The sequence below is a fragment of the Streptomyces sp. AA4 genome (assembly GCF_000158875.1).
Classification (GTDB): domain Bacteria; phylum Actinomycetota; class Actinomycetes; order Mycobacteriales; family Pseudonocardiaceae; genus Amycolatopsis.
The window spans coordinates 7,537,231-7,562,449 of the sequence record NZ_GG657746.1 but is presented as its reverse complement, the minus strand read 5'-3'; the positions used below and the strand labels follow the sequence as shown (position 1 = coordinate 7,562,449).

24 protein-coding genes are annotated in these 25,219 nt (G+C 68.3%); 7 read left to right on the top strand and 17 right to left on the bottom strand.

Annotation, left to right across the window (positions count from 1 at the left end; all coding sequences use genetic code 11):
- Positions 1-10 precede the first annotated feature (10 nt).
- From SSMG_RS34395 to SSMG_RS34380, 4 genes are all read left to right on the top strand, one after another.
- Entirely contained in the window at positions 11-598 is a 588-nt protein-coding gene (locus tag SSMG_RS34395; protein ID WP_037715779.1) for a TetR/AcrR family transcriptional regulator, read from the top strand.
- Between the two features lie 55 nt (positions 599-653).
- On the top strand, positions 654-1,595 hold the full coding sequence (locus SSMG_RS34390; RefSeq protein ID WP_037715778.1) for a carbohydrate kinase: 942 nt from the start codon (positions 654-656) through the stop codon (positions 1,593-1,595).
- A gap of 191 nt (positions 1,596-1,786) precedes the next feature.
- On the top strand, positions 1,787-3,103 hold the full coding sequence (locus SSMG_RS34385) for a citrate synthase (protein ID WP_009083788.1): 1,317 nt from the start codon (positions 1,787-1,789) through the stop codon (positions 3,101-3,103).
- A 63-nt stretch (positions 3,104-3,166) separates the two neighbouring features.
- On the top strand, positions 3,167-4,525 hold the full coding sequence (locus SSMG_RS34380; protein WP_037715777.1) for a deoxyribodipyrimidine photo-lyase: 1,359 nt from the start codon (positions 3,167-3,169) through the stop codon (positions 4,523-4,525).
- Here SSMG_RS34380 and SSMG_RS34375 read toward each other — a convergent pair.
- Positions 4,512-4,949, bottom strand: a complete 438-nt coding sequence (locus tag SSMG_RS34375) for a MerR family transcriptional regulator (RefSeq protein ID WP_009083784.1) — start codon at positions 4,947-4,949, stop codon at positions 4,512-4,514. The genes SSMG_RS34380 and SSMG_RS34375 overlap by 14 nt on opposite strands.
- A 37-nt stretch (positions 4,950-4,986) precedes the next feature.
- On the opposite strand from SSMG_RS34375, the gene SSMG_RS34370 reads away from it, so the two are divergent.
- Entirely contained in the window at positions 4,987-5,610 is a 624-nt protein-coding gene (locus tag SSMG_RS34370) for a class I SAM-dependent methyltransferase (protein WP_009083783.1), read from the top strand.
- On the opposite strand, the gene SSMG_RS34365 is transcribed toward SSMG_RS34370, so the two are convergent.
- From SSMG_RS34365 to SSMG_RS34345, 6 genes are all read right to left on the bottom strand, one after another.
- Entirely contained in the window at positions 5,607-6,785 is a 1,179-nt protein-coding gene (locus SSMG_RS34365; protein WP_009083781.1) for an ABC transporter permease, read from the bottom strand. The two genes, SSMG_RS34370 and SSMG_RS34365, sit on opposite strands and share 4 nt — an antisense overlap.
- Positions 6,782-7,687 (bottom strand): ABC transporter ATP-binding protein, encoded by a 906-nt coding sequence (locus tag SSMG_RS34360; RefSeq protein ID WP_009083777.1) that lies wholly within the window; start codon positions 7,685-7,687, stop codon positions 6,782-6,784. The genes SSMG_RS34365 and SSMG_RS34360 overlap by 4 nt, the downstream gene beginning before the upstream one ends.
- Positions 7,684-7,926, bottom strand: coding sequence for a helix-turn-helix transcriptional regulator (locus tag SSMG_RS34355; protein WP_037715776.1), 243 nt, complete (start codon positions 7,924-7,926; stop codon positions 7,684-7,686). The genes SSMG_RS34360 and SSMG_RS34355 overlap by 4 nt, the downstream gene beginning before the upstream one ends.
- Before the next feature lie 148 nt (positions 7,927-8,074).
- On the bottom strand, positions 8,075-9,028 hold the full coding sequence (locus tag SSMG_RS44015; RefSeq protein WP_199786068.1) for a hypothetical protein: 954 nt from the start codon (positions 9,026-9,028) through the stop codon (positions 8,075-8,077).
- Between the two features lie 195 nt (positions 9,029-9,223).
- On the bottom strand, positions 9,224-10,759 hold the full coding sequence (locus tag SSMG_RS34350) for a glycerol-3-phosphate dehydrogenase/oxidase (RefSeq protein WP_009083773.1): 1,536 nt from the start codon (positions 10,757-10,759) through the stop codon (positions 9,224-9,226).
- Entirely contained in the window at positions 10,756-11,400 is a 645-nt protein-coding gene (locus SSMG_RS34345; protein WP_009083771.1) for a TetR/AcrR family transcriptional regulator, read from the bottom strand. Before SSMG_RS34345 ends, SSMG_RS34350 begins: the two co-directional genes overlap by 4 nt.
- Positions 11,401-11,416: 16 nt before the next feature.
- On the opposite strand from SSMG_RS34345, the gene SSMG_RS34340 reads away from it, so the two are divergent.
- The gene (locus tag SSMG_RS34340; RefSeq protein WP_199786067.1) at positions 11,417-13,027 is read left to right on the top strand and encodes an FAD-binding oxidoreductase; all 1,611 of its coding nucleotides are present in this window, start codon (positions 11,417-11,419) and stop codon (positions 13,025-13,027) included.
- Between the two features lie 28 nt (positions 13,028-13,055).
- A complete protein-coding gene (locus tag SSMG_RS34335) occupies positions 13,056-13,769 on the top strand; it encodes a class I SAM-dependent methyltransferase (RefSeq protein WP_009083770.1) in 714 nt (237 codons plus the stop codon).
- On the opposite strand, the gene SSMG_RS34330 is transcribed toward SSMG_RS34335, so the two are convergent.
- The 10 genes from SSMG_RS34330 to SSMG_RS34285 all read right to left on the bottom strand — a co-directional run bounded on the left by SSMG_RS34330 (position 13,762) and on the right by SSMG_RS34285 (position 25,137).
- Complete coding sequence (locus tag SSMG_RS34330) at positions 13,762-14,319, bottom strand: hypothetical protein (protein ID WP_009083768.1); 558 nt, start codon at positions 14,317-14,319, stop codon at positions 13,762-13,764. The two genes, SSMG_RS34335 and SSMG_RS34330, sit on opposite strands and share 8 nt — an antisense overlap.
- A gap of 65 nt (positions 14,320-14,384) precedes the next feature.
- The gene (locus SSMG_RS34325) at positions 14,385-15,482 is read right to left on the bottom strand and encodes an S-(hydroxymethyl)mycothiol dehydrogenase (protein ID WP_009083766.1); all 1,098 of its coding nucleotides are present in this window, start codon (positions 15,480-15,482) and stop codon (positions 14,385-14,387) included.
- 139 nt (positions 15,483-15,621) lie between these two features.
- Entirely contained in the window at positions 15,622-16,839 is a 1,218-nt protein-coding gene (locus tag SSMG_RS34320; RefSeq protein ID WP_199786066.1) for a peptidase C39 family protein, read from the bottom strand.
- 113 nt (positions 16,840-16,952) lie between these two features.
- On the bottom strand, positions 16,953-17,354 hold the full coding sequence (locus SSMG_RS34315; protein WP_009083763.1) for a PaaI family thioesterase: 402 nt from the start codon (positions 17,352-17,354) through the stop codon (positions 16,953-16,955).
- Positions 17,355-17,406: 52 nt separating this feature from the next.
- Positions 17,407-19,122: a TIGR03767 family metallophosphoesterase gene (locus SSMG_RS34310; protein ID WP_037715774.1), complete on the bottom strand. Its 1,716-nt coding sequence runs from the start codon at positions 19,120-19,122 to the stop codon at positions 17,407-17,409.
- A 717-nt stretch (positions 19,123-19,839) separates the two neighbouring features.
- A complete protein-coding gene (locus SSMG_RS34305; RefSeq protein WP_009083760.1) occupies positions 19,840-20,289 on the bottom strand; it encodes a DUF4190 domain-containing protein in 450 nt (149 codons plus the stop codon).
- Between the two features lie 91 nt (positions 20,290-20,380).
- Positions 20,381-21,199 carry a carbohydrate ABC transporter permease gene (locus SSMG_RS34300; protein ID WP_009083759.1) on the bottom strand — a complete coding sequence of 273 codons (819 nt, stop codon included), beginning with the start codon at positions 21,197-21,199 and terminating at the stop codon, positions 20,381-20,383.
- Positions 21,196-22,107, bottom strand: a complete 912-nt coding sequence (locus tag SSMG_RS34295; protein ID WP_009083758.1) for a carbohydrate ABC transporter permease — start codon at positions 22,105-22,107, stop codon at positions 21,196-21,198. The genes SSMG_RS34300 and SSMG_RS34295 overlap by 4 nt, the downstream gene beginning before the upstream one ends.
- The gene (locus tag SSMG_RS34290) at positions 22,104-23,408 is read right to left on the bottom strand and encodes an ABC transporter substrate-binding protein (RefSeq protein ID WP_009083757.1); all 1,305 of its coding nucleotides are present in this window, start codon (positions 23,406-23,408) and stop codon (positions 22,104-22,106) included. The genes SSMG_RS34295 and SSMG_RS34290 overlap by 4 nt, the downstream gene beginning before the upstream one ends.
- A gap of 100 nt (positions 23,409-23,508) precedes the next feature.
- The gene (locus SSMG_RS34285) at positions 23,509-25,137 is read right to left on the bottom strand and encodes a long-chain fatty acid--CoA ligase (RefSeq protein WP_009083756.1); all 1,629 of its coding nucleotides are present in this window, start codon (positions 25,135-25,137) and stop codon (positions 23,509-23,511) included.
- Positions 25,138-25,219 lie beyond the last annotated feature (82 nt).

The following is a 25,219-nucleotide window of genomic DNA, read 5'->3' as shown; positions in this document are numbered from 1 at the left end:
TAGTGACGTGATGTCCACCCCTGAAGCCCGTCGCCGGCCCACCGCGCGGCAGCAGGCGCTGCTGCGCGACTTAGAGGCGTTGTTCCTGGCGGAGGGCTTCGCCGGCTTCACGCTCGACGATCTGGCCGCTCGCCTCCGCTGCTCGAAGTCGACGCTGTACGCGCTCGCGCCGAGCAAGGAGCAGCTCGCGGTCAAGGTCGTCGCGCACTTCTTCCGCGACGCGGCCGAACGCCTGGAGAAGCGGATCGCGGGCATCGACGACGCGCGCGAGCTGATCGGCGAGTACCTCTCCGGCGTCTCCGAGCACCTGAACCGGGCGTCGCCGGAGTTCATGGCCGACATCGCCGCCTTCGCGCCCGCCCGCGACACCTATCAGCTCAACAGCCGCGCTGCCGCGCGCCGGATCCGCGCGTTCATCGACAAGGGCGTCGCGGACGGAGTGTTCCGCGACGTGCACGCGCGGCTCGTCGCCGAAATGACCGGACTGATCATCGAGGGCATTCAGACCGGCGTGCTCGGCCGCCGCACCGACGTGTCCGACGCGGAAGCGTTCACCGCGCTCGGCGAACTGCTGCTCGGCGGGCTCGACAAGAACTGATTTGTCCGCATCGGGACAGGAATTGTCAGCGCCGGTTCCTCTACACTCGCCGCTTGTGATCGTGGTGGGTGGAGAGGCGCTGGTCGACCTCGTTCCGGGCGAACCGTTGGATTCCACTGTGGACGGTGGGCTGCGCGCGCTGCTGCCCCGGCTCGGCGGCGGTCCGTACAACGTCGCGCTCGCCGCGGCGCGGCTCGGCGTTCCCGCGGCGTTCCTGTCCCGGATTTCCACTGACCGGTTCGGCGTCGCGTTGGTGGATCGCCTTTCCGCTTCGCACGTCGACACTTCGTTGCTGCTGCGCGGCGACGAACCGACGACGCTCGCCGTCGTCGCACTCGACGAACGCGGCGCCGCGGAATACACGTTCTACGTAGAGGGAACCGCCGATCGGCTGGTCTCCGATCCTGGTGCGCTGCCGGAGGAAACCACCGCGCTGTCGCTCGGAACGCTCGGCATGGTGCTGGAACCCGGCGCGAGCGCGTACGAGCGCGTTCTGCGCCGCGAATCCGCGCGTGGGACCCTGACGGCGCTCGACCCGAACATCCGGGAGGCGCTCATCGCCGACCCGGCGGCCTATCGCGCGCGCTTCGCCTCGTGGCTGCCCGACGTTCGGCTGTTGAAAATTTCCGACGACGACGCCGCGTGGCTCGCCGAGGGAGCCGACCCGGTGGCCGCCGCGAAAACGTGGGTGGAGTCCGGTGTGGACGCCGTCGTGCTCACCCGGGGCGCGGACGGCTTGTCTGTGATCACTTCGGCTGGTGAGCTGGCCCACGTCGCGTCCCGCAAGGTGGCGGTGGCGGACACGATCGGCGCCGGCGACACCGTGCAGGGCGCCCTGCTCGCGTGGCTGCACGAGCGCACCGTGCGCGACCTGGCCGCACTCGACGCCGGCGCGTGGAACGAAGCGCTTGCTTATGCGGCGAAAGCGGCGTCGATCACGGTCTCCCGCAGCGGAGCGGAGCCGCCGACCGCGGCGGATATGGCGGCCACCGTGTGAACCTGGTCCCAATGGGGCCTTTTGGGGCAACGCAGCGAGTGCGGACTGACCCACCCTTCGACTAGCGTAGTGGTGAATTCATACCCAGCGGGGCGGTGTGCAGCGAGGCGCGTGTTTCCTCGCGTGAACACGTGGCTACTGCGGAACCTTGCAGGCGCCGCCGTCCCGTGCCCAACGTGAGAGGGACCTGCATGTCCGACGCGACGAATGCGGGGCAGTCCGGCGGCGAAACCGCGACGCTGCGCCTGCCGAGTGGCGAGCACGAGTTCAAGGTCGTCAACCCGGTCGAGGGCGCGCCGGGGATCGAGCTGGGAAAGCTGCTGGCGCAGACGGGGTACATCACCTACGACCCCGGGTTCGTCAACACCGGCGCCGCGTCGTCGGCCATCACCTACATCGACGGTGATGCGGGCATCCTGCGCTACCGCGGCTACCCGATCGAGCAGCTGGCGGAGAAGTCCACCTTCATCGAGGTGTCCTACCTGCTCATCTACGGCGAGCTGCCGACCGAGGCCCAGCTGGCCGACTTCACCGAGCGGATCCAGCGGCACACCCTGCTGCACGAGGACCTCAAGGCCTTCTTCTCCGGCTTCCCGCGCGACGCGCACCCGATGCCGGTGCTGTCCAGCGCCGTCTCCGCGCTGTCGACCTTCTACCAGGACTCGCTGAACCCGTTCGACGAGCCCAACGTCGAGCTGTCCACCATCCGCCTGCTGGCGAAGGTGCCGACGCTCGCGGCGTACGCGTACAAGAAGTCCGTCGGCCAGCCGCTGCTGTACCCGGACAACTCGCTGGGCCTGGTGGAGAACTTCCTGCGGATGACGTTCGGCTTCCCGGCCGAGCCGTACGAGGTCGACCCGGACGTCGCGAAGGCGCTCGACCTGCTGTTCATCCTGCACGCCGACCACGAGCAGAACTGCTCCACCTCCACGGTGCGGCTCGTCGGCTCGTCCGAGGCGAACCTGTTCGCCAGCATCTCGGCGGGCATCAACGCGCTGTTCGGCCCGCTGCACGGCGGCGCGAACGCGGCGGTGCTGGAGATGCTCGAGGGCATCCGCGACGACGGCGGCGATGTCGCGACGTTCGTCAACCGCGTGAAGAACAAGGAAAAAGGTGTCAAGCTCATGGGCTTCGGGCACCGGGTCTACAAGAACTACGACCCGCGCGCGAAGATCATCAAGAACACCGCGGACGAGATCCTCGGCAAGCTCAAGGGCGGCGACCAGCTGCTCGACATCGCCAAGAAGCTCGAGGAAACCGCCCTTTCCGACGACTACTTCGTCGAGCGCAAGCTGTACCCGAACGTGGACTTCTACACCGGTCTGATCTACCGCGCGCTCGGGTTCCCGACGAAGTTCTTCACCGTGCTGTTCGCGCTCGGCCGGCTGCCCGGCTGGATCGCGCACTGGCGCGAGATGATCAACGACCCGCAGACGAAGATCGGCCGCCCGCGCCAGATCTACACCGGCTACGCCTCCCGGGACTACACCCCGATGTCGGAGCGCTGAGCCGCTGCTCGCTGAAACGCCCCGTCGTGCTTTCGCGCGGCGGGGCGTTTATCGTTGTGCGGCATGACGATGGAAGCGCCGGTCGTGCTGTGGTTCCGCCGGGATCTGCGATTGCGGGACCACGCCGCCCTGTTCGAGGCGGCCAAGCACAGCAAGCACCTGCTGGCGCTGTACGTGCTGGACGACCGGTTGCTCGAACCGGCCGGTTCGCCGCGGATCGCGTTTCTGCTGAATTCCTTGCGGGAACTGGACAAAGCGTTGTCCGGACGGTTGATGGTGCGGTGCGGCGATCCGGTGCGAGAGGTCGTCGCGGCGGCGCGGGAAATTCGGGCGGCGGCAGTGCATGTCTCTGCGGATACCGCACCCTATGGGCGGGAGCGTGACGATGCCGTGGCTGAAGCTTTGGCAGAGCATCGAATTCAGTGGGTGCCGACGGGTTCTCCGTACGCCGTGACGCCAGGGCGGGTCACCAAGCCGGACGGGACGCCGTATCGGGTCTTCACTCCGTTCTACCGGGCCTGGGCGCAGCACGGCTGGCCTCGTCCGGCGGACACCAATGTGTCTATTGTGGACTGGGTCAAGCCCGCTTCTTCGGAACCCTTGCCGGAACCTCCGGAGGTGGAGTGCGAGCTGCCGCCCGCGGGGGAGGAAGCCGCGCTGGCGGGGTGGCAGGAGTTTCTCGCCGACGGTCTCGCGGAGTATGCGACCGAACGCGATCGTCCGGATCATGCTGGCACCACCAGGCTTTCCCCCTATCTGCGCTGGGGCGCGATCCATCCGCGGACGATGCTGGCCGACCTGGCCGGAAACCGGTCCGAGGGCGCGCAGGCCTTGCGCTCCGAGCTGTGCTGGCGCGAGTTTCACGCCGACGTCCTGTGGCACCGGCCGGAAACCGCGCGGCGGAATTACGATCAGCGTTTCGACGGAATGCGTTACGACACCGGAAAAACCGCGCGGGAGATGTTCGCGTTGTGGCGCGAGGGGCGGACGGGCTACCCGATCGTCGACGCCGGAATGCGGCAGCTGCTGGCCGAGGGCTGGATGCACAACCGGGTCCGGATGATCGTGGCGAGTTTCCTGGTGAAGGACCTGCATTTGCCGTGGTGGTGGGGGGCGCGGCACTTCATGAAGCATCTGGTCGACGGCGACCTGGCGTCGAATCAGCTGAACTGGCAATGGGTCGCTGGCTCCGGAACGGACGCCGCGCCGTACTTCCGGATCTTCAATCCGACCACGCAGGGGCAGAAATTCGACCCGAAGGGCGATTACGTGCGCCGGTATGTCCCGGAATTGCGTGGTGTGGCGGGCAAAGCGGTGCACGTGCTGAAAGAGCGTCCAGAGGGGTATCCGCAGCCGATCGTGGACCACGCGGAGGAACGGCAGGTCGCACTGCAGCGGTACGGGGCGATTACCGGGTCTTAGGGTCGTGTGCCTGTTCGTGGCTTTCCGCGAGGGACAGGCCGCTTTGCCGCTTTTCGATGATCGACCAGAACCGCGGGCACTTCAGCGGATCACGGGCCGGACAGTGCCGTCCGTGTTCGAGCGCGGCGCGGGCGATCTCGATGCGGCGCTGCTGCTCGGTCAGTTCGGCGAGTTTGCCGTCGATCATTTCCTGGCGGCCGGATTGTCCGCCGGTCAGGAAACGGCCGATTTCGGACAGCGTGAAGCCGATTTCCTGGAAGAACAGCAGCACGCCCACGTCCTTGACCGCGGACTCGGCGTAGCGTCGCCGGCCCGCTTCCCGCTCCGCGGGGCGCACGAGACCGAGTTCGTCGTAATAACGCAACGCGCTCGTCGGCACGCCGGTGCGCTCGGCGAGTTCGCCGATGGACAGGGTGGCAATCATTTGACTTCAAGCGTACTCGAAGTGGTTGGCTCGCCCCATGAACGTGATGGAACGGGCTTTGCGCTGGTGGGGCCCGCGCGGCGGGATCGCGCAGTTTCACCGGCCGACCGGGGTTCCGGGACACGTCGCCGGGCTGATCATGGGGCGACGGTCGTCGAACGTGACGCGCAATCGGTGGGCGGTGCGATTGCTCGACGTCCAGCCTTCCGAGCGGGTTCTCGAACTCGGCTGCGGTCCGGGCGTGGCGGTCGCCGCGCTGGCGGACCGGGCGGCGCTGGTGGTCGGGGTCGACCATTCGGCGGTGATGATTCGCCAGGCACGACACCGAAATCGGGCGGCGGTCCGGGCTGGGCGAGTGCGGCTGGTGTGCGCGTCGGTCGAGCACTTGTCGCTCGCCGAAGGACCGTTCGATGCCGCGCTGGCGGTCAACACGCTGGGCATGTGGCCGGCTCCGGTAGCCCGGCTGTGGGAGCTGGGCCGGTTGTTGTGTTCGGGCGGACGTGTTGCGTTGGTATCTCAACCACGCCTCCCAGGCGTGACAGCGGCCGCGGCAACCGAAGAGCTGACCGAGAAGCTCACCGAAGCTGGGTTCACCCAGCTCCGAATCGAAACCCTCGATCTGGAGCCGCCCGTGGTCTGCGTGCTAGGCCGAGTGCCCTAACGGCGCAACGCGTCAACCAGCCGTACGCGGCTGCCGACCCGCAGTACTCCATTCCGGTACACCCGCGCACCAGCCCAGGTGACCACGGCGATCAGCGCGCCCGTCAGCACCAGCGACAGCACGATTTCCCACGGCTCGACCGTGCCGAGCGCGATCCGCGCGGGCATCAGAACCGGCGACAGCAACGGAATCAGCGACACGACCCGCGTCGCCGTCCCCTGCGGGGCCTGGGTCAGCAGGTTGATCCCCGCGACGAACCCGATGACCAGCGCGATATTCACCGGTCCGACCACCGCCTGCGTGTCCTCCTGCCGGGACACCAGTGCACCAGCCGCGCCGTACAGCATCGCGTAGAGGAAGAAACCGAGCAGATACCAGACGAAACCCCAGCCCAGTGTCCCCAGCGTGACGCTGGAAATCGAGAACACTCCGGATACGCCACCGGCCACTAAACCGGCTGCGGCGAGGATCGCGAGCTGCGTCAAGCCGACCAGGCCGAGCCCGATGACCTTGCCCAGCAGCAAATGCACCGGACGGACGGTCGCGAGCAGAATTTCCACGACGCGGCTGGATTTCTCCTCGACCACGCCCTGCGCGACGAACATCCCGTAGGTCATGATGCTGACGTACAACAGGATCGCGACCACGATCCCGGTCACGAGCTTCGTCCCGGCCTGCGGATCCGCGGGTTCGAGGGCCTGCACGTCAGCATGGGTGGCGGATACCGCCTGGTGCACGGCGGCGGGGTCGAGGTTCGCGGAGTACAGCTGTGCGTCGAGGACCTGTTGCTGCGCGATGCCGTCCAGTGTCGTACGCAGTTGTGGGTCCAAAGTGGACTTAACGACCACCCGCGGCCGGGAAGCGCTGCCGGAGACGAGTGCGTCGACGTCGCCGTCGCGGACCTGGGTCAGTCCGTCCGATTCGGACTGGACCAGGACGATCTTGAGGTGCCGGTCGTTGTTCTCCAGTTGCGCGGCGATGCCCTGGGCTTGTCCGGCCAACGCGACGCGAGTGGTCTCCCGGTCGCTGGCGAGGAACACCTGCAGCGCGACGTAACCCAGCAGCAGCAACAGCATTACCGCGGTACTGAGCACAAAGGACCGAGTGCGCAGCCGTGCGTTGAGTTCCCGCTTGGCCACCAGCCGCACCGCGCGGACGGGACGGATCCGGCTCATCGAGGTGCTCCCGGCGTGGCGACGGAATCGCGGAACAGGTCGGCCAGCGTACGGCGGCGGTGGCTGAATTCGGTCACCGGACCGGTGGCCAGCGCGGCGGCCAGCACGGCCTGGTCATCGGCACTGGGCGACAGCTCCAGCACCGTTGTGGTGCCGTGGTTTTCGAGCACCCGGGCACCGGGAACCGTTGCCGCCCAACCGGGATTCGCGCTGGGCGCGGTGACGACCAGCCGACGTCCGGCGTCGCGGGTCAGCTCGTCCACGGTGCCGACCGCGACCATCCGGCCGTCGCGGATGATGCCGACCCGGTCGCACAGCCGCTCCACGAGGTCGAGCTGATGGCTGGAAAACACCACCGGCACTCCCGCCGCCGCCTTCTCGCGCAGCACGCCGCTCAGCACGTCGACCGCGAGCGGGTCGAGGCCGGAGAACGGTTCGTCGAGCACCAGCAACGCCGGGTCGTGCACCAGCGCGGCGGCGAGCTGCACGCGTTGCTGGTTGCCGAGGCTGAGCTTCTGGATGTCGTCCTTGCGCTTCGGCCCGAGCCCCAGCTTCGCCATCCACAACTCGGCGGCGCGGTGGGCGTCGTTGGTGCTGAGGCCGTGCAGTTCGGCGAGGTAGACGAGCTGGTCGAGGACCTTCATTTTCGGGTACAGCCCGCGCTCCTCGGGCAGGTACCCGATCTGCGCGCGAGTGTCGTGCGTGATCGGCCGCCCGTCGAAGCGCACCTCGCCGGAATCGGCGGTCAGCACCCCCAGCACGATCCGCATCGTGGTGGTCTTGCCCGCGCCGTTGCTGCCGACGAACCCGAACAGCTCGCCCGGCGCCGCGGTGAAACTCACGCCGTCGAGCGCGGTTTTCGCGCCGAACCGCTTGCTGATCCGGTCGATCTCCAGCGTCACGCGTCCCCCTCCAGCGGCGCCCGGCTGAACACGGCCTCCACCGGCAGGTCGAACACCGCGCAAATGCGCAACGCCAGGTCGAGACTCGGGTAATGATCGCCGCGCTCCAGTGCCCCGATCGTCTGCGGATTGACCTCGACCGCCTCGGCGAGCTCCGCCCGGCTCATCCCGCGCTCCGCGCGCAGCACCGGCAGCCGGTTGTGGATCGGCAGCTCCTTGCCACGCCGCACCGGGCTCATGGACCGCACTGTTGCAAAAACCCAACGACCCGTCAAGCTGCCTTGCCGGTAGGTACCCGCCCCAATGTGGCATTGGGTGCATGCGACGCACCCAATGTGGCGTTCGGTGCGTCTGACGCACCCAATGCCACATTGGGGCACGCCACGCTCAGGCCGCGCGATGACGGATTACAGAGGGACGTGGGCGGCGTGCCGCAGCTTCGTGCGCGGCGCGAAGTTCTGCCGCCACCTGGTCTGGCTCAGTACGCAATCTGATCGGAAGCGTCTGGAGTACGACAATGCCCGCGGCGGCGTAGCGAGCGTTCCGCTGGAGTGTGGCGGAGTAGTCGTCCCATTTCTCGTGCCAGGCCCGTGAGTCGATCTCCCAGGCAAACGCCACCTCGTCCCACCACGCATCAGGTCTGGCCACGAACTCGCCAGTGCCGGTGGTGACTACGACGTTCCATTCGGCTTCAGGAAGGCCTGTTCTTTTGCAGATTTCCCAAGCGTCGGCCTCCGCTATGGACTGCGTTCCTGCCAGAAGTGCGATCAGCGCGCGACGGGGCAGAGCAGAGCCGCGCTGGCTTCCGCGGCTTAGCTCGCGACTAAGCTGTTCCAGGGTGCAACGCCGTCGCTGCACAGACTCGGCCAAGAGCGACCGGACGGCATCGAAATCGCGGATTCGCCGCGCTGCGTCCAGTACGGCTCGATACGCGGGTGCTACCGGAACTCCACTCCTGACCACAGCCTGGGGAAGCCGAGTGGTGCGTTCCACGACCATGAAGCCCACGCTGCTTACTTCCCGCTTCTCTGGAACCAACAGGTGAATCTGGTCTGGTTCGGGGATCTGGTTCAGCCCGTGCAGCCGTGCCGCCCACAGGCCCGTCACCATCGCATCGGGACCGGCCCTCAACAACGCCGCTTCGATTCGCTGCGGAGCGTCAGGTTCGCACGGCAGAAGCAGCACGACGCCGGGAAGAATCCGACGCCAGGGTCCGCCTGGAAGGCAGCGCCGGTAGATGCTGCTCCTGGACATGCCCAGTTCTTCGAGTTCGGCGGCTCTGACAACTTTCCCCGCGGTTTCGTGCAGCACGGGGTGCCGCTCCCAGTTTCCTTTGCGCATCTGTCCAGGTTGTGCTGTCGGCAAGAAATGCGCGAGTAAAACGTGTGCGAGTGGTCCCCTCGTGCGTGAATACCGCGACAACCACCCGTTCGTGGTGCTGACCCCAATGTGGCATTGGGTGCATGTGACGCACCCAATGTGGCGTTCGGTGCGTCTGACGCACCCAATGCCACATTGGGGCTGCGCTGGGTCGGGTCAGGACAGTCCGGCCAGTGCTTTCTCCACCAGTTCGGCCACCCGATCCCGTGCGGCTTCGGCGTCGGCGGGGACGAGGGCCAGCCGGGTGCGGCGTTCGAGGACGTCCTCGACCGTCGTCGCGCCTTCGTGGCGGACCGCCCACACCACCTCCGCCGCGGTGATTTCCGTCGAGTCGCACAGCGGGGCGGCGAATTCCGGTTCCAATTCGCCGAGCGCCGCGACGCGCGGTGCTTCGGTGCCGTACTTGGCCACCAACCGCGCCGGAGCGTCCACAAGCGACAGTCGCGAGCGTGGGGCGGCACCGAGCAGCGGCAGTTTGGCGGTCCGCGAAGGGCCTGCGGGCAATCCGGCGTGCGTCAAGGCGGCGTCGACGGCGTCCTCGGCCATGCGCCGATACGTCGTCAGCTTCCCGCCGACCACCGTGAGCACACCGTCCGAGCCGGTGATCACCGCGTGTTTCCGGGACAGGTCCGCGCTGCGTCCGGCGGAACCGGAGACGAGCGGGCGCAATCCGGCGTACGAGCCGAGCACGTCCGCGGCGGTCAACGGGCGGTTCAGCACCGAGGAAGCAGTCGAGAGCAGGAAGTCCACATCGGACTCCGGAACAGTGGGGACGTCCGGGACTCCGCCGGATACGGGTTCGTCGGTGAGTCCTAAGTAGACCCGACCGTCGAGCTGCGGCAGCAGGAACACGAACCGATTGGTCTCGCCCGGGACCGGGATGTTGACCGACGTGGCTCCGACCCGCACGGTGTCCGGCGCGAGCACCAGGTGCGACCCACGGGAAGGCCGCAGCTGGACGGAATCGGTCAGCCTGTCCGCCCAGACGCCGGTCGCGTTGATGACCTGCCGCGCGCGAAGCGTGTACGACGAGGTCCCATCACTTACCTGCGCTTCGTTGCCAGACAAGGAAACCGCCGACAACCGCGTGAGAATCCGAGCGCCGAGCAAGGCCGCGGTGCGGGCGATGCTGACCACGAGACGTGCGTCATCGACCAAAGCACCGTCGTACGCCAGCAGCGCACCGCGTAGTCCGCCGGGAGCGAGGCCAGGGGAGAGGGCCAGCGCCTCGGCAGCGGGGATCCGGCGCGGCGCAGGCAGCACGGACGACGGCGTACGCGCGGCCCGCCGCAAGCCGTCACCGGCCCGGAGGCCGGCGGCGATCAAAGCCTGCTGCGCGGCGGAAGTACCCGGGTAGAGCGGAAAAAGCTGCGGCATCGCGCGCGTGAGGTGCGGCGCGGTGCGCGTCAGGAGAATCCCGCGCTCCACGGCGCTCTCGTGGGCAAGGCCGAGTTCGCCCTTCGCGAGGTACCGCAGTCCGCCGTGCACGAGCTTGCTGGACCAGCGCGACGTGCCGAACGCGAGGTCGTGCGCCTCGACCAGCGCGACGGAGAGACCCCGCGCGGCCGCGTCGAGTGCGATGCCCGCGCCGGTGACCCCGCCGCCGACCACGAGGACGTCGACTCGTTCACCGTCGACCAGCCGGGACAGTTCGCGTTCGCGGCGGCGCGCGTTGAGGGATCCGGTGCTCATGGTTTCAACCCCGCTTCGACCAGGTGCCGGAATTCGGCGAGCAAGGCGGCCTCGTCGACGTCGGCGGTGGCCGGGCGCAGCGAGAACGCGAACGACTGCACGACCAGCAGCACCGAGCGCGCCTGCGCGGCGACCCCGGCGACGCGCACCGAGCCGTCTCGGTGACCTTCTTCGAGCAGGCTTCGGAGCACGTGCTCGGCGAAATGCTGCGTCGCACCCAGCCGCTCGACGATGTACGGCAGCACCAGTTCGGCGTCGACGTCCAGCAGCGTCCGGAACAGCGGGTCGGCCGAGAGCGCGCCGACGCTGGCCGCCGCCAGGTGCACGATGCGGTCGCGCGCGTGCGCCGTCTGGTCGCCGGTCTCGTTCACCCGCTGCAGCAGTCCGCTGAACTCGCGCGTCATCAGCGCGGCGAGCACACTGCGGACATCGGGGAACCGCCGGTACACCGTCATGCGGCTGACCTGCGCGGTTCGGGCGATTTCGGCCAGCGTGGTGCGCCGCACGCCGACCGCGAGCACGCACTGGCGCGCGGCGTCGAGAAGCTCGTCGTCGGCGACGCGAGCCGAGGTCGGGCGGCTGCGGGCGTCCGCGAGCGCGGAGGGGGCCGCTCCCGGGCGGGAGTGACGTTTGACGTCCATGTGTCACACTGTAGTCGTGAGCGATCTCATCAACCACCGCATCCGGCGTTCGTGGACCGAGGAGGGCTCGGCCGCGGCCGGTCTGCCCGATCGCGCGGTCCGGTGGCTCAGCCAGCGTATCGGCCAGGTCGGCCCGGATCGAGGCGGGAAAACCGCCGCGGTCCGTCCGGTCGCCGAGTCCGCGCTGACGGTGCCCGTCCGTACCGAGTTCGAGGACCTTCTCGGTGCGGACCACGTGCTGGTCGATCCTCAGGAACGGCTCGGCCGCACCGGCGGTCTGTCCTATCTGGACCTGCTGCACGCGCGGACGGGCGACGAGGTGCCGGTGCCGGACGCGGTGCTGCTGCCCGCGGACCCGGACGAGGTGCAGGCCGTGCTGGACCTCTGCGTGCGGCACGACATCGGCGTGGTCCCGTTCGGCGGCGGCACCTCGGTGGTCGGCGGGGTCGCGGCGCTGCGCGGCGACAAGGCGGCGGTCGTCGTGCTGGACCTGGTGCGGCTCGACGAGCTGGTGTCGGTGGACCCGGTGTCGCGGATCGCGGTCCTGCAGGCTGGCGTGCGCGGCCCCGAGGCGGAGCGGCTGCTCGCGGCGCACGGCTACACGCTCGGCCACGTGCCGCAGTCGTTCGAACGCGCCACCATCGGCGGGTTCGCGGCGACGCGTTCGGCAGGCCAGGCGTCGTCCGGTTACGGCCGGTTCGAGGACATGGTCGCCGGGGTCCGGCTGGCCACGCCCAAGGGCGAGTGGCGGCTCGGCGTCGCGCCGGCGTCCGCGGCCGGGCCGGATCTGCGGCAGCTCGCGGTCGGCAGCGAGGGCACGCTCGGCGTGATCACCGAGGTCGCCCTGCGCGTCCGGCCGTTGCCCGAGCAGCGGCATTACGAGGGCTGGATCGTCGATGGCTGGGAGGCCGGAGCGGCGGCGGTGCGCAAGCTCGCGCAGGACCACGCGCTGGCGGACGTCACCCGGCTGTCCGATGTGGACGAAACGAACGTGTCGTTCTCGCTCAACGCCGGGCTGAAGACCACGGCACTGAAGACCTACCTGGCGGCGCGCCGGGTCAAGAACCCGTGTCTGCTGATCGTCGGCTGGGAAGGCGACGTGGCCCGGCGCCGGCGGCGGACGTCCGCGATGCTGAAGTGTTCCGGGGCCGTGCGGATCGGCAAGGTGCTCGGCGAGTCCTGGCGGCACGGCCGGTTCAACGGACCACGCCAGCGCGATGCGTTGCTGGACCTCGGGGTGTGCGTGGAAACCCTGGAGACCGCCGCCTATTGGTCCAATTTGGACGAACTGCACGACGCGGTGCGCGCGGCTTTGGTGGCCTCGCTGGGCCGGGCGATCGTGATGTGCCACGTTTCGCACGCCTACGAAACCGGCGCGTCGCTGTACTTCACCGTGCTGACCTCGCGCGACGACACCGATCCGGTCGGACAGTGGCAGCGCGCGAAGGCGGCGGCGTGCGAGGCGATCACCGGGATCGGGACGATCAGCCACCACCACGCGGTCGGGGTCGACCACGCGCCGTACCTGGAGGCGGAGATCGGCCGGATCGGGTTGGACGTGCTGCGCGCGGCCAAGTCCGCGGTGGACCCGACCGGGATCCTGAACCCCGGAAAACTGCTCGGCTGAACGCGCCCGCGCGGGCAGACTGGCGCGGGTGAGCGATGCAGTGGGTTCCTTTCCGCAATACGAAGTGTTCGCCGACGAATTCCTCGACCACGCGCAGAACGGGTTCTACAACGCGCACTACGACCGTCCGGCCTGCCTGGAATTGCTAGGCGACGTCGCCGGGCAGCACGTCCTCGACGCCGCGTGCGGTCCCGGCCTCTACGCCGAAGAACTGACCGCCCGCGGCGCGCGAGTGACCGGGTTCGACCTCAGCCCTCGCATGGTCGAACTGAGCCGCGAACGGGTTCCGGAGGGCGAGTTCCGCGTCCAGGATCTGGCCGAACCGCTGACCTGGCTGCCGGACGCGTCGGTGGACCAGGTGCTGTTCGCCCTCGCGCTGGAGTACGTGGACAACCGGGTGGGTGCGCTGCGCGAGTTCCGCCGGGTGCTGCGGCCGGGCGGGGCGCTGGTGCTGTCGAGGCAGCATCCGACCGGCGATTGGCTGCGGCACGGCGGCAATTACTTCGACGTCCGGGTCATCGAGGAGGTCTGGAGCCGCGGCTGGAAAGTGCGGTACTGGCTGGCTCCGCTGGAACGCACCTGCGCGGAACTGCGCGAGGCCGGGTTCCTGATCGAGCAACTGCGTGAAGGACGTCCGCCTGCCGAAGCCGCTTCGGTCGATCCGGAGCGACATGCCCGGTTGACGCGGGAGCCGCTGGGTTTCCTTACCGTGCGCGCGATTCCGGATCCGCGAGTCAGCTGAAGGTCTTTTCCGGCGGCAAGACGGTGCAGGCGAGACCGTGCCCGGCCGCTGGTTCGCCGACGAGCGCCGCCGCGTCGGCTTGGTTGACGTCGGCGACGCGGACCGGGGATCCGTTGACCAGCAACGGGTATCTGATCGGCGAGGCCCCGACGTACGCGTGCACGCCGGAGAGCAGCACGCCGTCGAGGCGGATGTCGGCGTGGTCCAGCGTCGCCAGGTCGTACCGATTGCCGCGGCCCTCGCAGATGTCCAGCACCGCCAGCTGTTCCGGCGTCGCGAACCAGACGAAGTGGTCCTCCGTCACGCCCGGCAGCGCGGTGAGCGTTGCCGGGCGCTGGCCGTCACGTTGCCGCAGCCCGGCGGCCCACACCGCGGCGAGCCCGGTGCACTGCACACGCGCCGCGACGACCGGTCCGGTCAGGCCGAGCTGGGTGCGCAGCCAAGTGATCTTCGACGGGCACGCGTTCGACCCGTACGCGAGCAGCGGCGTGCGGGAACGCCACCCCGGCGGCGCGGTGTCCAACGCGTGGCCCGCGCCGTCGAGGTGCACGAACGAACAGTCCGGCCGCGTGCCCGGGTACGGGTCGGCCGGATAGTCCGCGTCGGCGAAAAGGATCAGAACTCCACCACGCTGCGCAGCACGTCGCCGTGGTGCATTCGCTCGAAAGCCTGCTCCACGCCGTCGACGCCGATCCGCTCCGTGACGAATTTGTCCAGCGGCAGCCTGCCCTGCAGGTACAGGTCGACCAGCATCGGGAAGTCCCGCGACGGCAGGCAGTCGCCGTACCACGACGACTTCAGCGAACCGCCGCGCGAGAAGAAGTCGATCAGCGGCAGGTCGTTGAGCTTCATGTCCGGCGTGGGCACGCCGACCAGCACGACGGTGCCGGCGAGGTCGCGGCCGTAGAACGCCTGCCGCCAGGTCTCCGGCCGCCCGACCGCGTCGATCACGACGTCCGGGCCGAACGAGTTCGTCGCGTCCTGCATCGCGGCGACCACGTCCTCCTCGCTGAGGCCCCGGCTGTTGACCGTGTGCGTGGCCCCGAAGTCCTTGGCCCACTGGAGTTTCCGGTCGTCGGTGTCGATCGCGACGATCGTGGTCGCCCCGGCCAGCCGCGCACCCGCGACGGCCGCGTCGCCGACGCCGCCGCAGCCGATCACCGCGACCGAATCGCCGCGCCCGACCGCGCCGGTGTTGATCGCCGCGCCGAGCCCGGCCATCACGCCGCAGCCCAGCAACCCGGCAACGGCGGGCTCAGCGCGCTCGTCGACCTTCGTGCACTGTCCACTGTGGACGAGAGTCTTCTCGAGGAAGGCCCCGACGCCCAGCGCGGGGGAGAGCTTCGTGCCGTCGGTGAGCGTCATCGGCTGCTCGGCGTTGAAAGTCGAGAAGCAGTACCAAGGCTTGCCGCGTTTGCAGGCCCGGCAGGTGCCGCAGACCGCGCGCCAGTTGAGGATGACGTAGTCGCCGGGCGCGAGGTCGGTGACGCCCGCGCCGACCTTGTCCACCCGCCCCGCGGCCTCGTGCCCGAGCAGGAACGGGAACTCGTCGTTGATCCCGCCCTGGCGATAGTGCAGGTCGGTGTGGCAGACCCCGCACGCCTGCACCGACACGACGGCCTCGCCAGGCCCGGGATCGGGCACCACGACCGTCTCGAGCGTGACCGGCTCACCCTTGGCCCGCGACACCACTCCCTGGACCTCGTACGGCATGCGCACAACCTTTCACCCGCGACGGCGTTCTCGCGGGCAGCTAATCACGGATCATGCGCATCTCGCCATAGGCCAGCCTCGTGAGTGTTCAGGCCGGTGAGAACCGGCTTCGCCACTCACGAGCCACCTGCTCAGCGCCTCACGGCGTGATCAGGTAAACCACTCCGCCCGGCCCGCCAGCCACCGCGCCGCTCTCGGTGTGCCGCTTCGTGCGCTGCCAGATCTTCTCGAACTGGTCCCGCTTGTACACCGTCCGCACGCGGTCGTCGGAGCTGGACGCTGGGTCGTTGGCAATTACATCGCCCGACTGGGTGAAGCCGACCACGACCATCAGGTGCCCGGCCGTGCCGTAGCCCGCGCCGTCCAGTTCACTCGCCAGGAACGACTGCGACGTGATCACCGGAATGCCGCGCGCGATGTAGTCCTCGAGTTCGTTCAGGTCGTGCAGCCGGGTGATGTGCCCGCGCAAGCCGAGCGAAGCGGCGTACGCGGTGTTGAACGGCCAGTTGCCGGTGCCGTCGTACGCGTAGTCGTAGGTGCCGCGCGCGGCATAAACCACCGAGCGGTCCTGGTAATCCGCCGGGATCCAGTCCATCTGCTCCGCGCTCGGCTTGCGGCCCCAGTATTCGGCGACCATCTCGGTCGACGTCGGGCTGCACCACGCCTCCCCGCCGCCGCCGTACTGCGGGAACTGTCCTTTGTGGATGTTCTGGGCGAACGGCGGCACCTTCAGCTCGATCCCGCGCGCCCGGCCGGGCTTGGTGGTCTGTACGTCGAACCGGTCCGGCACGTTCGAGGTCATCGCGCCGAGCGAGGACAGCGTCGGCGTGGTCGGCGAACCCTGCTCGCGGTAGAGCATCACGCGCAGCTGGTACGAACGCAGCGTGACGCCCGCCTTCGTGGCGAGCGTGTCGACGTCGACCGAGGCGTTGTCGTCGCTCTGCCCGTCGACGCTGGTGCGGTGGATGTCGCCGTCCCCGCTGGCCCAGCGGCCCATCGTGTACCACGCGGTTTCGGTCCCCGCCGAGGTCCGGCCGCGGGCCTGCACCTCCAGCCACGTCTTCGCCGGGGTGCGCGCGTTCCACGACGCGATCAGCTGCGTCGCGTCGAAGCCCTGCCGGTACTTCGGCGACGTCCACGTGCCGTAGTCGTAGGTGCGCGTGGTGCCGAGCCCCGGTTCGGTGTGCGCGACGCTGCCCGCCGGATGCGTGATCCGCAGGCCGCCGTAGCCGAAGCCGAGCCCGTCGAGCCGGCCCGCGAAGAACGAGCCGGACGACCACTCGTGGTAGTCGATGGCCTCGTCGTTACGCGCGTGCCGCGGTTCCGCGGCGGCCTGCGCCGCACCAGCCGTGAGCATGACGATGGACAGTAACGTGACCAACCCGCGAACCCGCATTCCGGCTCCGTCCCCAGACCCCAGTGGTAGCCAAAGATTTTCGCCTTCCGGGGCGGGTAAGTAAAGGGCCGCCGCTACAACACTGCTTGCGTCTGGGTGATTTTCGCGGCCAGTTTGCCGTCGTCGTCATGGATCTCGGTCTCGACGACCACCACGCGGCGCCCGGTGTGCAGTGGTCTGGACGACGCGGTGGCGTACCCCGAACGGACGCCGCGCAGGAAGTTCGTCTTGGACTCCAGCGTGGTCGTGCCCTGCGCGCCCTCGGGAAGATTGAGGAACGCGCAGACGGCTCCGGTCGAATCGGCCAGCGCCATCAGGGCCCCGCCGTGCAGCACGCCGCCGAGCGTGCACAGCGATTCGTCCCACGCGAGCCGGCTGCGGACCAGGTGCGGGCCGTGCTCCAGCACCTCGATGCCGAGCCGCTCGCTGAACGGCATCGTTTTGTGGAACAGCTGCGTGCCTTCGACGTCGGTCATGCCGAGCAGTCAACCGCAGCCGGGCGCGTGGCGTCGATTACCTCGCGGGTAATCAGCTGAGCGGGTTAGTCAGCAGCAGCTCGGTATTGCGGTCGCCCGTCTCGCCGACGTGGCTGAGGTTCGCGTGGATGTCGTTGTAGGAGAACTCGCGGTACATCGAAGCGAGTGCCTCGGGGGTGTGGGCGGAGTAGTCCACGGCGTACGGGGCGTCGGCCTCGATGAGCGTGGTGAACAGCGAGAGCGTGCCGTCATGGTTGTCGGCCAGCTCGATGATCCGTGCGTGCTGCGGGAAGTCGATGTGGCTGGCGGTGTTGATCTCCCAGAAGCTCTGCACCGGGGTTTTGCCGACGTGCGGGGTGATCTTGTTGAGGTGGGTGTGCCCGTTGACCCACGCGACGACGTTCGGGAAGCGCTGCAGCATCGCGACGAAGGTGTCGCCGTTCAGCCGAGGGTCCAGCAGATTGCGCATGTCGGGCAGGAGGTTGCCCATCGTGCCGCTGGTGTGGTGGCTGAAGAGGACGAACAGCTCGTCGGTGACGGAATGCGTGACCTTGCGGCCGAAGAAGTCGTAGTACGTCGAGCTGTTGCGCTTGAGCGTCGCCTCGACCCAGTTGAACTGCGCGAGCCCGATCGACCCGTCGGCGAGCCCGCCCTGCGTAGTCGTGTCGAGGCTGATGCCGGTGACCCCAGGCGCGATCCGGAAGGTGTAGTAGACGTTGCGCCCGTCGGAGTTGGCGTCGGTGAACCCGTGCCCGACCGGACCCGGCCCGGTGTTCTTCGCGGCCAGATGCGCCTTGACGAACTCCGAGGTGCTGAACGGCCGCCGCCGCGGATCCGGCGTGACCTCGCGGACGGTACCGCCGCCGAACAGCTCACTGAGCGGCACACTCTGGCCGTTCTGGATGGCGGTGCCGAGCTTGCGCGCGCTGCTCTCGTCCTTGCCGATGACCTTGTACTTGCCGGTGTACCAGCCTTCGATGCCCGGGATGCCCTCCGGCAGCGTGCCGACGACGCTGTCGTCGTGGTTGCCGAACGTGCAGTACCACGGCAGATTCAGCCCAGGCGCGGTGAAGGGCGCGATGCCCGCCTCGAGCAGGCCGGGGATCTGCGGAAAGCCCTTCCTGGTGTAGTCGTCGGCGAGCTGCCTGTCCGGGTTCCAGAACGCCAGATTGCCGGATGCCTGGACGCCCTCGTAGCGGTTCGGGTCGCCGGAGTTGGGCGTGATCGCGCCGCCGTTGAGCGTGGTGAGGAACCAGTCGAGCTCGATCAGCTCGTGGTTGTCGGTGTTGTCGCCGGTGGTCATGACGAAGTCGAACTGCCGCCCGGTGAACGGCCCCGCGCGGAGACTGTTGACCCGCTTGACGAGCGCACTGGTCGCGACGGTCCCCAACGTTTCCTGGGGCCGGTGCGCGGACGCGATGAACGGATGCAGATACTCGAACCGAGCAGGCGATTCGGTGTCGGTGATATGCAGGTCGGTGAACTGCACGAACGCCCCGAGCGCAGTCCGCCGGTCGTCGCGCCCAGCCTTGGCCTCGACGAGATCGGCCCGAACCGCGACCGGCCACCCCGGCCCGGCGGACAGCCGCGAATACCCCGTATCCGCCCCATACGCAGCCTGCTCCAGCGTCGTGCCGGTGGTCCGCACGGCCCGCTGCGCAGTCCGCCGCAACGCCCGGTCCAGCGCGTTCGCCGTCGGGGTGCAGAGCAACAACCCCACTCCAGCCACGCCCGCGGTGGTGAACGCCCGTCTGGTCAGCTCCGCCATGGTCCTTACTCCCCGTCCTCGCCGGACCTCGCACGCTTCCGGACGCCCATGACGATCCGGTGAACTAAGCCGAAGCAGAACGTGAAGGTCTCTCACATTTGCCGTGACAACGGGGGAGACTCTGTCACAAGGGCAAGGCACCCACTACCGCCGAACGGAGGGCAAGATCCGTCTCCTGCGGCGCGGTCCGTCCGTGAGGGCCACCTTCACGGACTCAGAGTTCCTTAGGGTTCCCCTCACGACCCCTCCGTCGGACGTGAAGGACTCCTTGAGGGAATTAGATTCCCTCAAGGAGCCCTTCACGGACCGCTTCCCCGGCGACGCCGCCGAGATCTCCCCGCACCGCCGCATTGGGCGCATCCCGCGCACCCAATGCCACATTGGGTGCGTCAGACGCACCGAACGCCACATTGGGTGCATCGCACGCACCGAACGCCACATTGGGTGCGTCACATGCACCGAACGCCACATTGGGTGCATCACATGCACCCAATGCCACATTGGGGCGCTACCCGCCCGCCGCCCCACTCAAAGGAGCAACGCCAGAGTCGCGCAGAAAACCGCAGCCAGTGCGCTCAAACAGCGTGGCACCCAGCCCTCCCCCAACCCCGATACGAAGCACCCCCGAACCGTCAGCACAATCAGACTTCGGGGTGCCCCACGCAACCATCAACCGGCAATGTCGCCGCCAGGCGACGAGCCGAACCCAAAAAACCCTCAGCAATAAAACGCGCAAGTAGCCCCAACAGCAGACAAAGAAACAAAGAACCAAATCAAGAAAATCACCGCCGGAATAGCCGCCAAAATCCCGCAGACCAGCCCGGCGATCCCCATCCCCTGCCCAGTCCACCCAGGCTTGCCGGCTTGAACCATCCCAGCCCAAGACAACCCGATAGCCGTAATAGCAGCGACCACATCAAAAAACGGCACCCAGAAAAAGATCAGCGCGACAATCCCGACGACCATCCCAGCCACCGCGAGCCCGCTGGTCTTCAACGGCGTCGCGTACTGAGCCGCATACGGCGCCCCGTACATCGGCGCCCCATACGGCACCGGCGGCTGCCCGTACCCAGGAGTAGACGGATACCCAGGCGCGGGCACCGGCCCGGACGGATGGCCCGTCGGGTCCTGGCCGGGGTAGGGCTGCTGCTGATACGGGTCCGTCATGGGTGCACTCCTGCTGCGACTGTCGCGACGGTGAGTCGTCGGTGGCTAACGGCGAAACGTTACGCGCGCTCGACGGCCGATGTGACGGTTTTCAGCCTTTCAACCCGGATTCGGTGACCCCGCGTACCAGATATCGCTGGAGGAACGCGAAGAGCAGCACGATCGGGACGATCGACAGCACCGCGGCCAGGAACAGCAGGTTCAGCTGCGGGTTCTGCGCGGTCAGCAGCCCGGACAGCGCGACCTGCACCGTCCACGAGTCCGGCGACTGCGCGATGATCAGCGGCCACAGGAACGCGTTCCAGCTGCCGATCACGGTGATCACCGCGATCGCGGCGAAGAAGCCGAGCGAGTTCGGCACCACGATCTTGCGGAAGACGCCCCAGCGGGACAGCCCGTCGACGCGGCCGGCGTCTTCCAGTTCCTTCGGGAAGTCGAGGAAGTACTGCCGGAAGAGGAAGACGCTGAACGCGCTGAACAAGCCGGGGATGACCAGGCCGCGGAAGTCCGAGAGCCAGCCCAGCGTCGAGACCACGACGAAACTCGGGACGAACGTCACCGACGTCGGGATCATCAGCGTCGCCAGCACCGCGTAGAACACCGGCTTCGAGTAGCGGTACGGCACCCGCGCCAAGCCGTAGCCGGCGAGGGAGCACACCACCAGCAGGCCGACCGTTTGCAGCACCGCGACGACGACCGAGTTCACGATGCTGCGCGCGAACGGCACGTCCTGCTGGTGGAACAGCTTCGCGAAATTCTCCCAGTGGATCTGCTTCGGCCACAGCGTCCAGCCGGGCGCGGTGAGCTCCGCGCGGGACGCGAGACCGTTGCGCAGCAACAGGTAGAACGGCAGCAGGAACAGGATCGCGGACACGAGGAGAGCCGTCCAGCGAAGCACCGCGCGGATCATGTCGCGCTCCGATCGAACCGGAAAAGCTTGCCCTGCAAGAGAGTCACCATGGCGATCAGCAGTGCCAGGATGACCGCGCCCGCGCTGCCGCGGCCCAGGTCCTGTCCGCCGGAGCCGAGGGAGGTGTAGTAGAGGTACACCAGCGGCGGCCGCGCGAACGGCGGATAACCCCGGGAATCGCCCATGATGTTGTAGAACTCGTCGAACGCCTGATAGGCGTTGATCAGGTTCAGCAGCAGCACGGCCACCGACGTCGCGCGCAACTGCGGCAGCGTGATGTGCCGGAAAACCTGCCAGCCCGGCTTCGCGCCGTCGAGCCACGCCGCCTCGTACAGGTGCTGCGGAATCCGTTGCAGCGCGGCGAGGAACAGGATCATGTAGAAGCCGAGCTGCAGCCACAGCCGCGCGGTCACCAGCACCACCCAGTACAGCGGCGGGTGCACGGTGCCGGTCCACGCCACCGGGTCGATGCCGAAGACGCCGAGGACCGTGTTCGCGAGCCCGTAGCGGACGCCGGAGAACAGCGACGTCTTCCAGATCAGCGACGCCACCACGTACGAACACGCGAACGGCAGGAAGAACACCGAACGGAAGAACGCCCGCGCGAACCGCAGCTGGTTCACGCCGACCGCCAAGGCCAGCGACAGCACGAACGTCAGCGGCACGATGAACAGTGCGAACACGCTGAACGTGCCGAGGCTCGCGACGAACGGGCCGTCGGAAAGCATCTGCGCGTAGTTGTCCAGTCCGACGAAGACGCTGGGGGTGACGGTGTTGCGCGCGTCGAAGAACGACAGGTACAGGCTCCACCCGATCGGCACGTAGGCGAAAATCGCCAGGCCGAGCAGGAACGGACCCACGAACCCCCAGAACGCCAGCGTGTCCCGGGTTTTCCGGGACAGCTTCATCCGAACAGGCGTTTCAGCTCGGACTGCGCGACGGTGACCGCGGCCTTCGTCTGCGCCACCGGGTCCGCGCCCTCCTTGGCGATCTTCGCGACCGCGTCCGACAGCGCCGTGTTCGACGTCTGCGTCCACACCGGACCGCCGACGAGGTGGCTGTTCTCCTTGACGAAGTTCACCACGTCCGCGGCCGGGCCGCTCTGCAGCGTCTGCGCCTTGTCGATCAGGCTCTGCCGGGCGGGCACGTGGAAGCCGTAGCGGGTGGCGAACTCCAGCTGGCTGTCGGTCTGGTCGATCCACAGCCACTTCACGAACGCCTTGGCCTCGTTGACATGCGCGCTCTTCGCGTTGACCATCGCGCCGTACGCGCCGACCGGCACCGACGGCTTGCCGCTGTCGTCCAGCTTCGGGAACGGCAGCACGCCGAAGTCGTCGTTGAGCGCGTCGCGGATCTTCGGGACGTTCCACAGCCCGGTCCACTGCATCGCGCAGAGCCCGTCGACGAACGCGCCCGGGTCCGACCAGTCGGCAGGCGCGCCGAGCAGCAGGGAACCGCTGGCGTTCAACGTGTGCAGCTTGCTGAACGCGGCGGCCGCACGCGGATCGTCGAAGCCGACCTCGCGGTTGTCGTTCTTGAGGTAGTCCAGCCCGGCCGACCACAGCAACGGTCCGGTGAGCGTGCCGACGCCGCCGTCATTGCCCGCGAAGAAGCCCTTCACGCCGTCCTTCGTCAGCTTGCCCGCGGCGTCGATCAGCTCGTCCACCGTCTGCGGCGGCTGCACGCCCGCGGCCTGCAGCATGCTCTTGCGGTAGAAGAGGACCTGCGTGTCGGTGGCCTGCGGAATGCCGTAGACCTTGCCCTCCACGGTCTGCGCGGCGAGCACGGCGGGGCTGAAGTCGTTCTTGACCGGCCCGATGATGTCGTCGAGCGCCACCACCTGGTTCTGCCGGACCCAGTCGATCTTCACCTGCGCCTCGAACACGTCCGGCACCGGGCTGTTCTGCAGCGCGGTGACGATCTTCGAGTCGTAGTCGCCCGGGTTCCACACGACGTTGACCTTCGCGCCCGGATAGCTGGCCGCGTAGTTCTTGACGGCTTCCTGGACGCCGTCCTCGCCGTAGGCGTGGTACCACTGCTGCAGCGTCACCTTCGGGGCTTGCGTCGGGGTCGTGGCTCCCGCCGACATCGCCGTGGACGGCGGCGGATCCCCCGGACGCCCGGTGTTCGACCCGCACGCGGCCGCGACCGCGCCCACCGCCGCCGTCCCCGCCAACGACAGGAACGACCTCCTGCTCCGCTGCTGCATCCCCAGTTCTCCTCCGACGTGCTGGGAAGGGCTCCTTGCCGGGATCAAGATTCCCTTACGAAGCCCTTCCCAGGCCGACAACTCGCCGGAGATTTACCGCTCAGAGGTGTGAGATGTCGAGCTTTCCCTCGGAGTAGGACGCGCGCAGCCGCTTCTTGTCGAACTTGCCGACGCTCGTCTTGGGCACCTCCTCCACGAACGTCCAGTTCTCCGGCAGCTGCCACTTCGCGACCTTGTCCGACAGGTAGTCGCGCAGTTCCTCGGCGGTGGCCTGCTGGCCCTCCTTCACCACGACGGCGACCAGCGGGCGTTCGTCCCATTTCTCGTCCGGGATGCCGACCACCGCCGCCTCGGCGACCGCCGGATGGCCCATCACCGCGTTCTCCAGGTCCACCGACGAGATCCATTCGCCGCCGGACTTGATCACGTCCTTGGCGCGGTCGGTCAGCGTCAGGAAGCCGTCCGGGCTGATCTTGCCGACGTCGCCGGTGCGCAGCCAGCCGTCGTGGAACTTCTCCGGGTCGATGTCGGAGCCGCCGTGGTAGGCGCCCGCGATCCACGGACCGGACACCTCCAGCTCGCCGACCGCCTCGTTGTCCCACGGCAGTTCCTCGCCGTTGTCGCCGATCAGCCGGGCCGCGACGGACGCCGGGAAGCGGCCCTGGGTGTAGCGGTAGGCCCAGCGCTCCTCGCCGGTCGCGCTGGCCGGCGGACGCGCGACGCTGCCCAGCGGCGACGTCTCGGTCATGCCCCATGCGTGCAGGATCGGCACGTGGTAGCGCTCCTCGAAGGCGTGCATCAGCGACGGCGGGGCGGCCGACCCGCCGACGACCACCTCGCGCACGTGGCTGATGTCCTGCGGGTTCGCGTCCAGGTGGGCGAGCAGGCCCTGCCAGATCGTCGGCACCGCGGCGGCGAAGGTCGGCTTCTCCGCGGCCAGCAGCGCGGCGATCGGGGCGGGCTGCAGGAACCGGTCCGGCATGAGCAGCGACGCGCCGACCATCATCGCCGCGTACGGCAGGCCCCACGACATCGCGTGGAACATCGGCACGATGGCGAGCGCCAGGTCCTCCTGGGCGAGCCGCATGCTGTCGGTCATGCAGACCTGCATCGAGTGCAGCCAGATCGACCGGTGCGAGTAGACGACGCCCTTCGGGTCGCCCGTGGTGCCGGACGTGTAGCACATCGCGGCCGCGGACCGCTCGTCGATCTCCGGCCAGTCGAACTCGTCGGACTGCGCGGCGAGCAGCTCGTCGTAGGAGTGCACGGTGACGCCCTCGGGCGCGGTCAGCGCGGACGCGTCGCCGTTGGCCACGACTACGTGCTTGACCGTCTTCATCCCCGGCAGGTTGCTCGCGAGCAGCGGCACGAGCGTGCCGTCGACGATGATGACGTGGTCTTCCGCGTGGTTCGCCACGAAGACCAGCTGCTCCGGGAACAGCCGGATGTTCAGCGTGTGCAGCACCGCGCCCATGGCGGGCACTGCCAGGTAGGCGGCGAGGTGCTCGGCGTTGTTCCACATGAACGTGCCGACTCGCTGGTCGCCGGTGACGCCGAGGCCGCGCAGCGCGTTCGCCAGCCGGGCGGCGTGCTTGCCGAGCTCCGCATAGGTCTCCCGGCGGGCTTCTGAACCGGTCCAGGTGACGACTTCGCTCTTCGCGTGCACCTTCGTGCCGTGGCGCAGCAGCTTCGCGAGCGACAGCTGTCCGTCCTGCATCGTGCTCAACATGGGTGACTCCCGTGGTGCTCGTTCGCCGGTGAACTGGGGTGCGCCCGACTCTAATGCGGATCCGCCGGATCGGGCACGAACA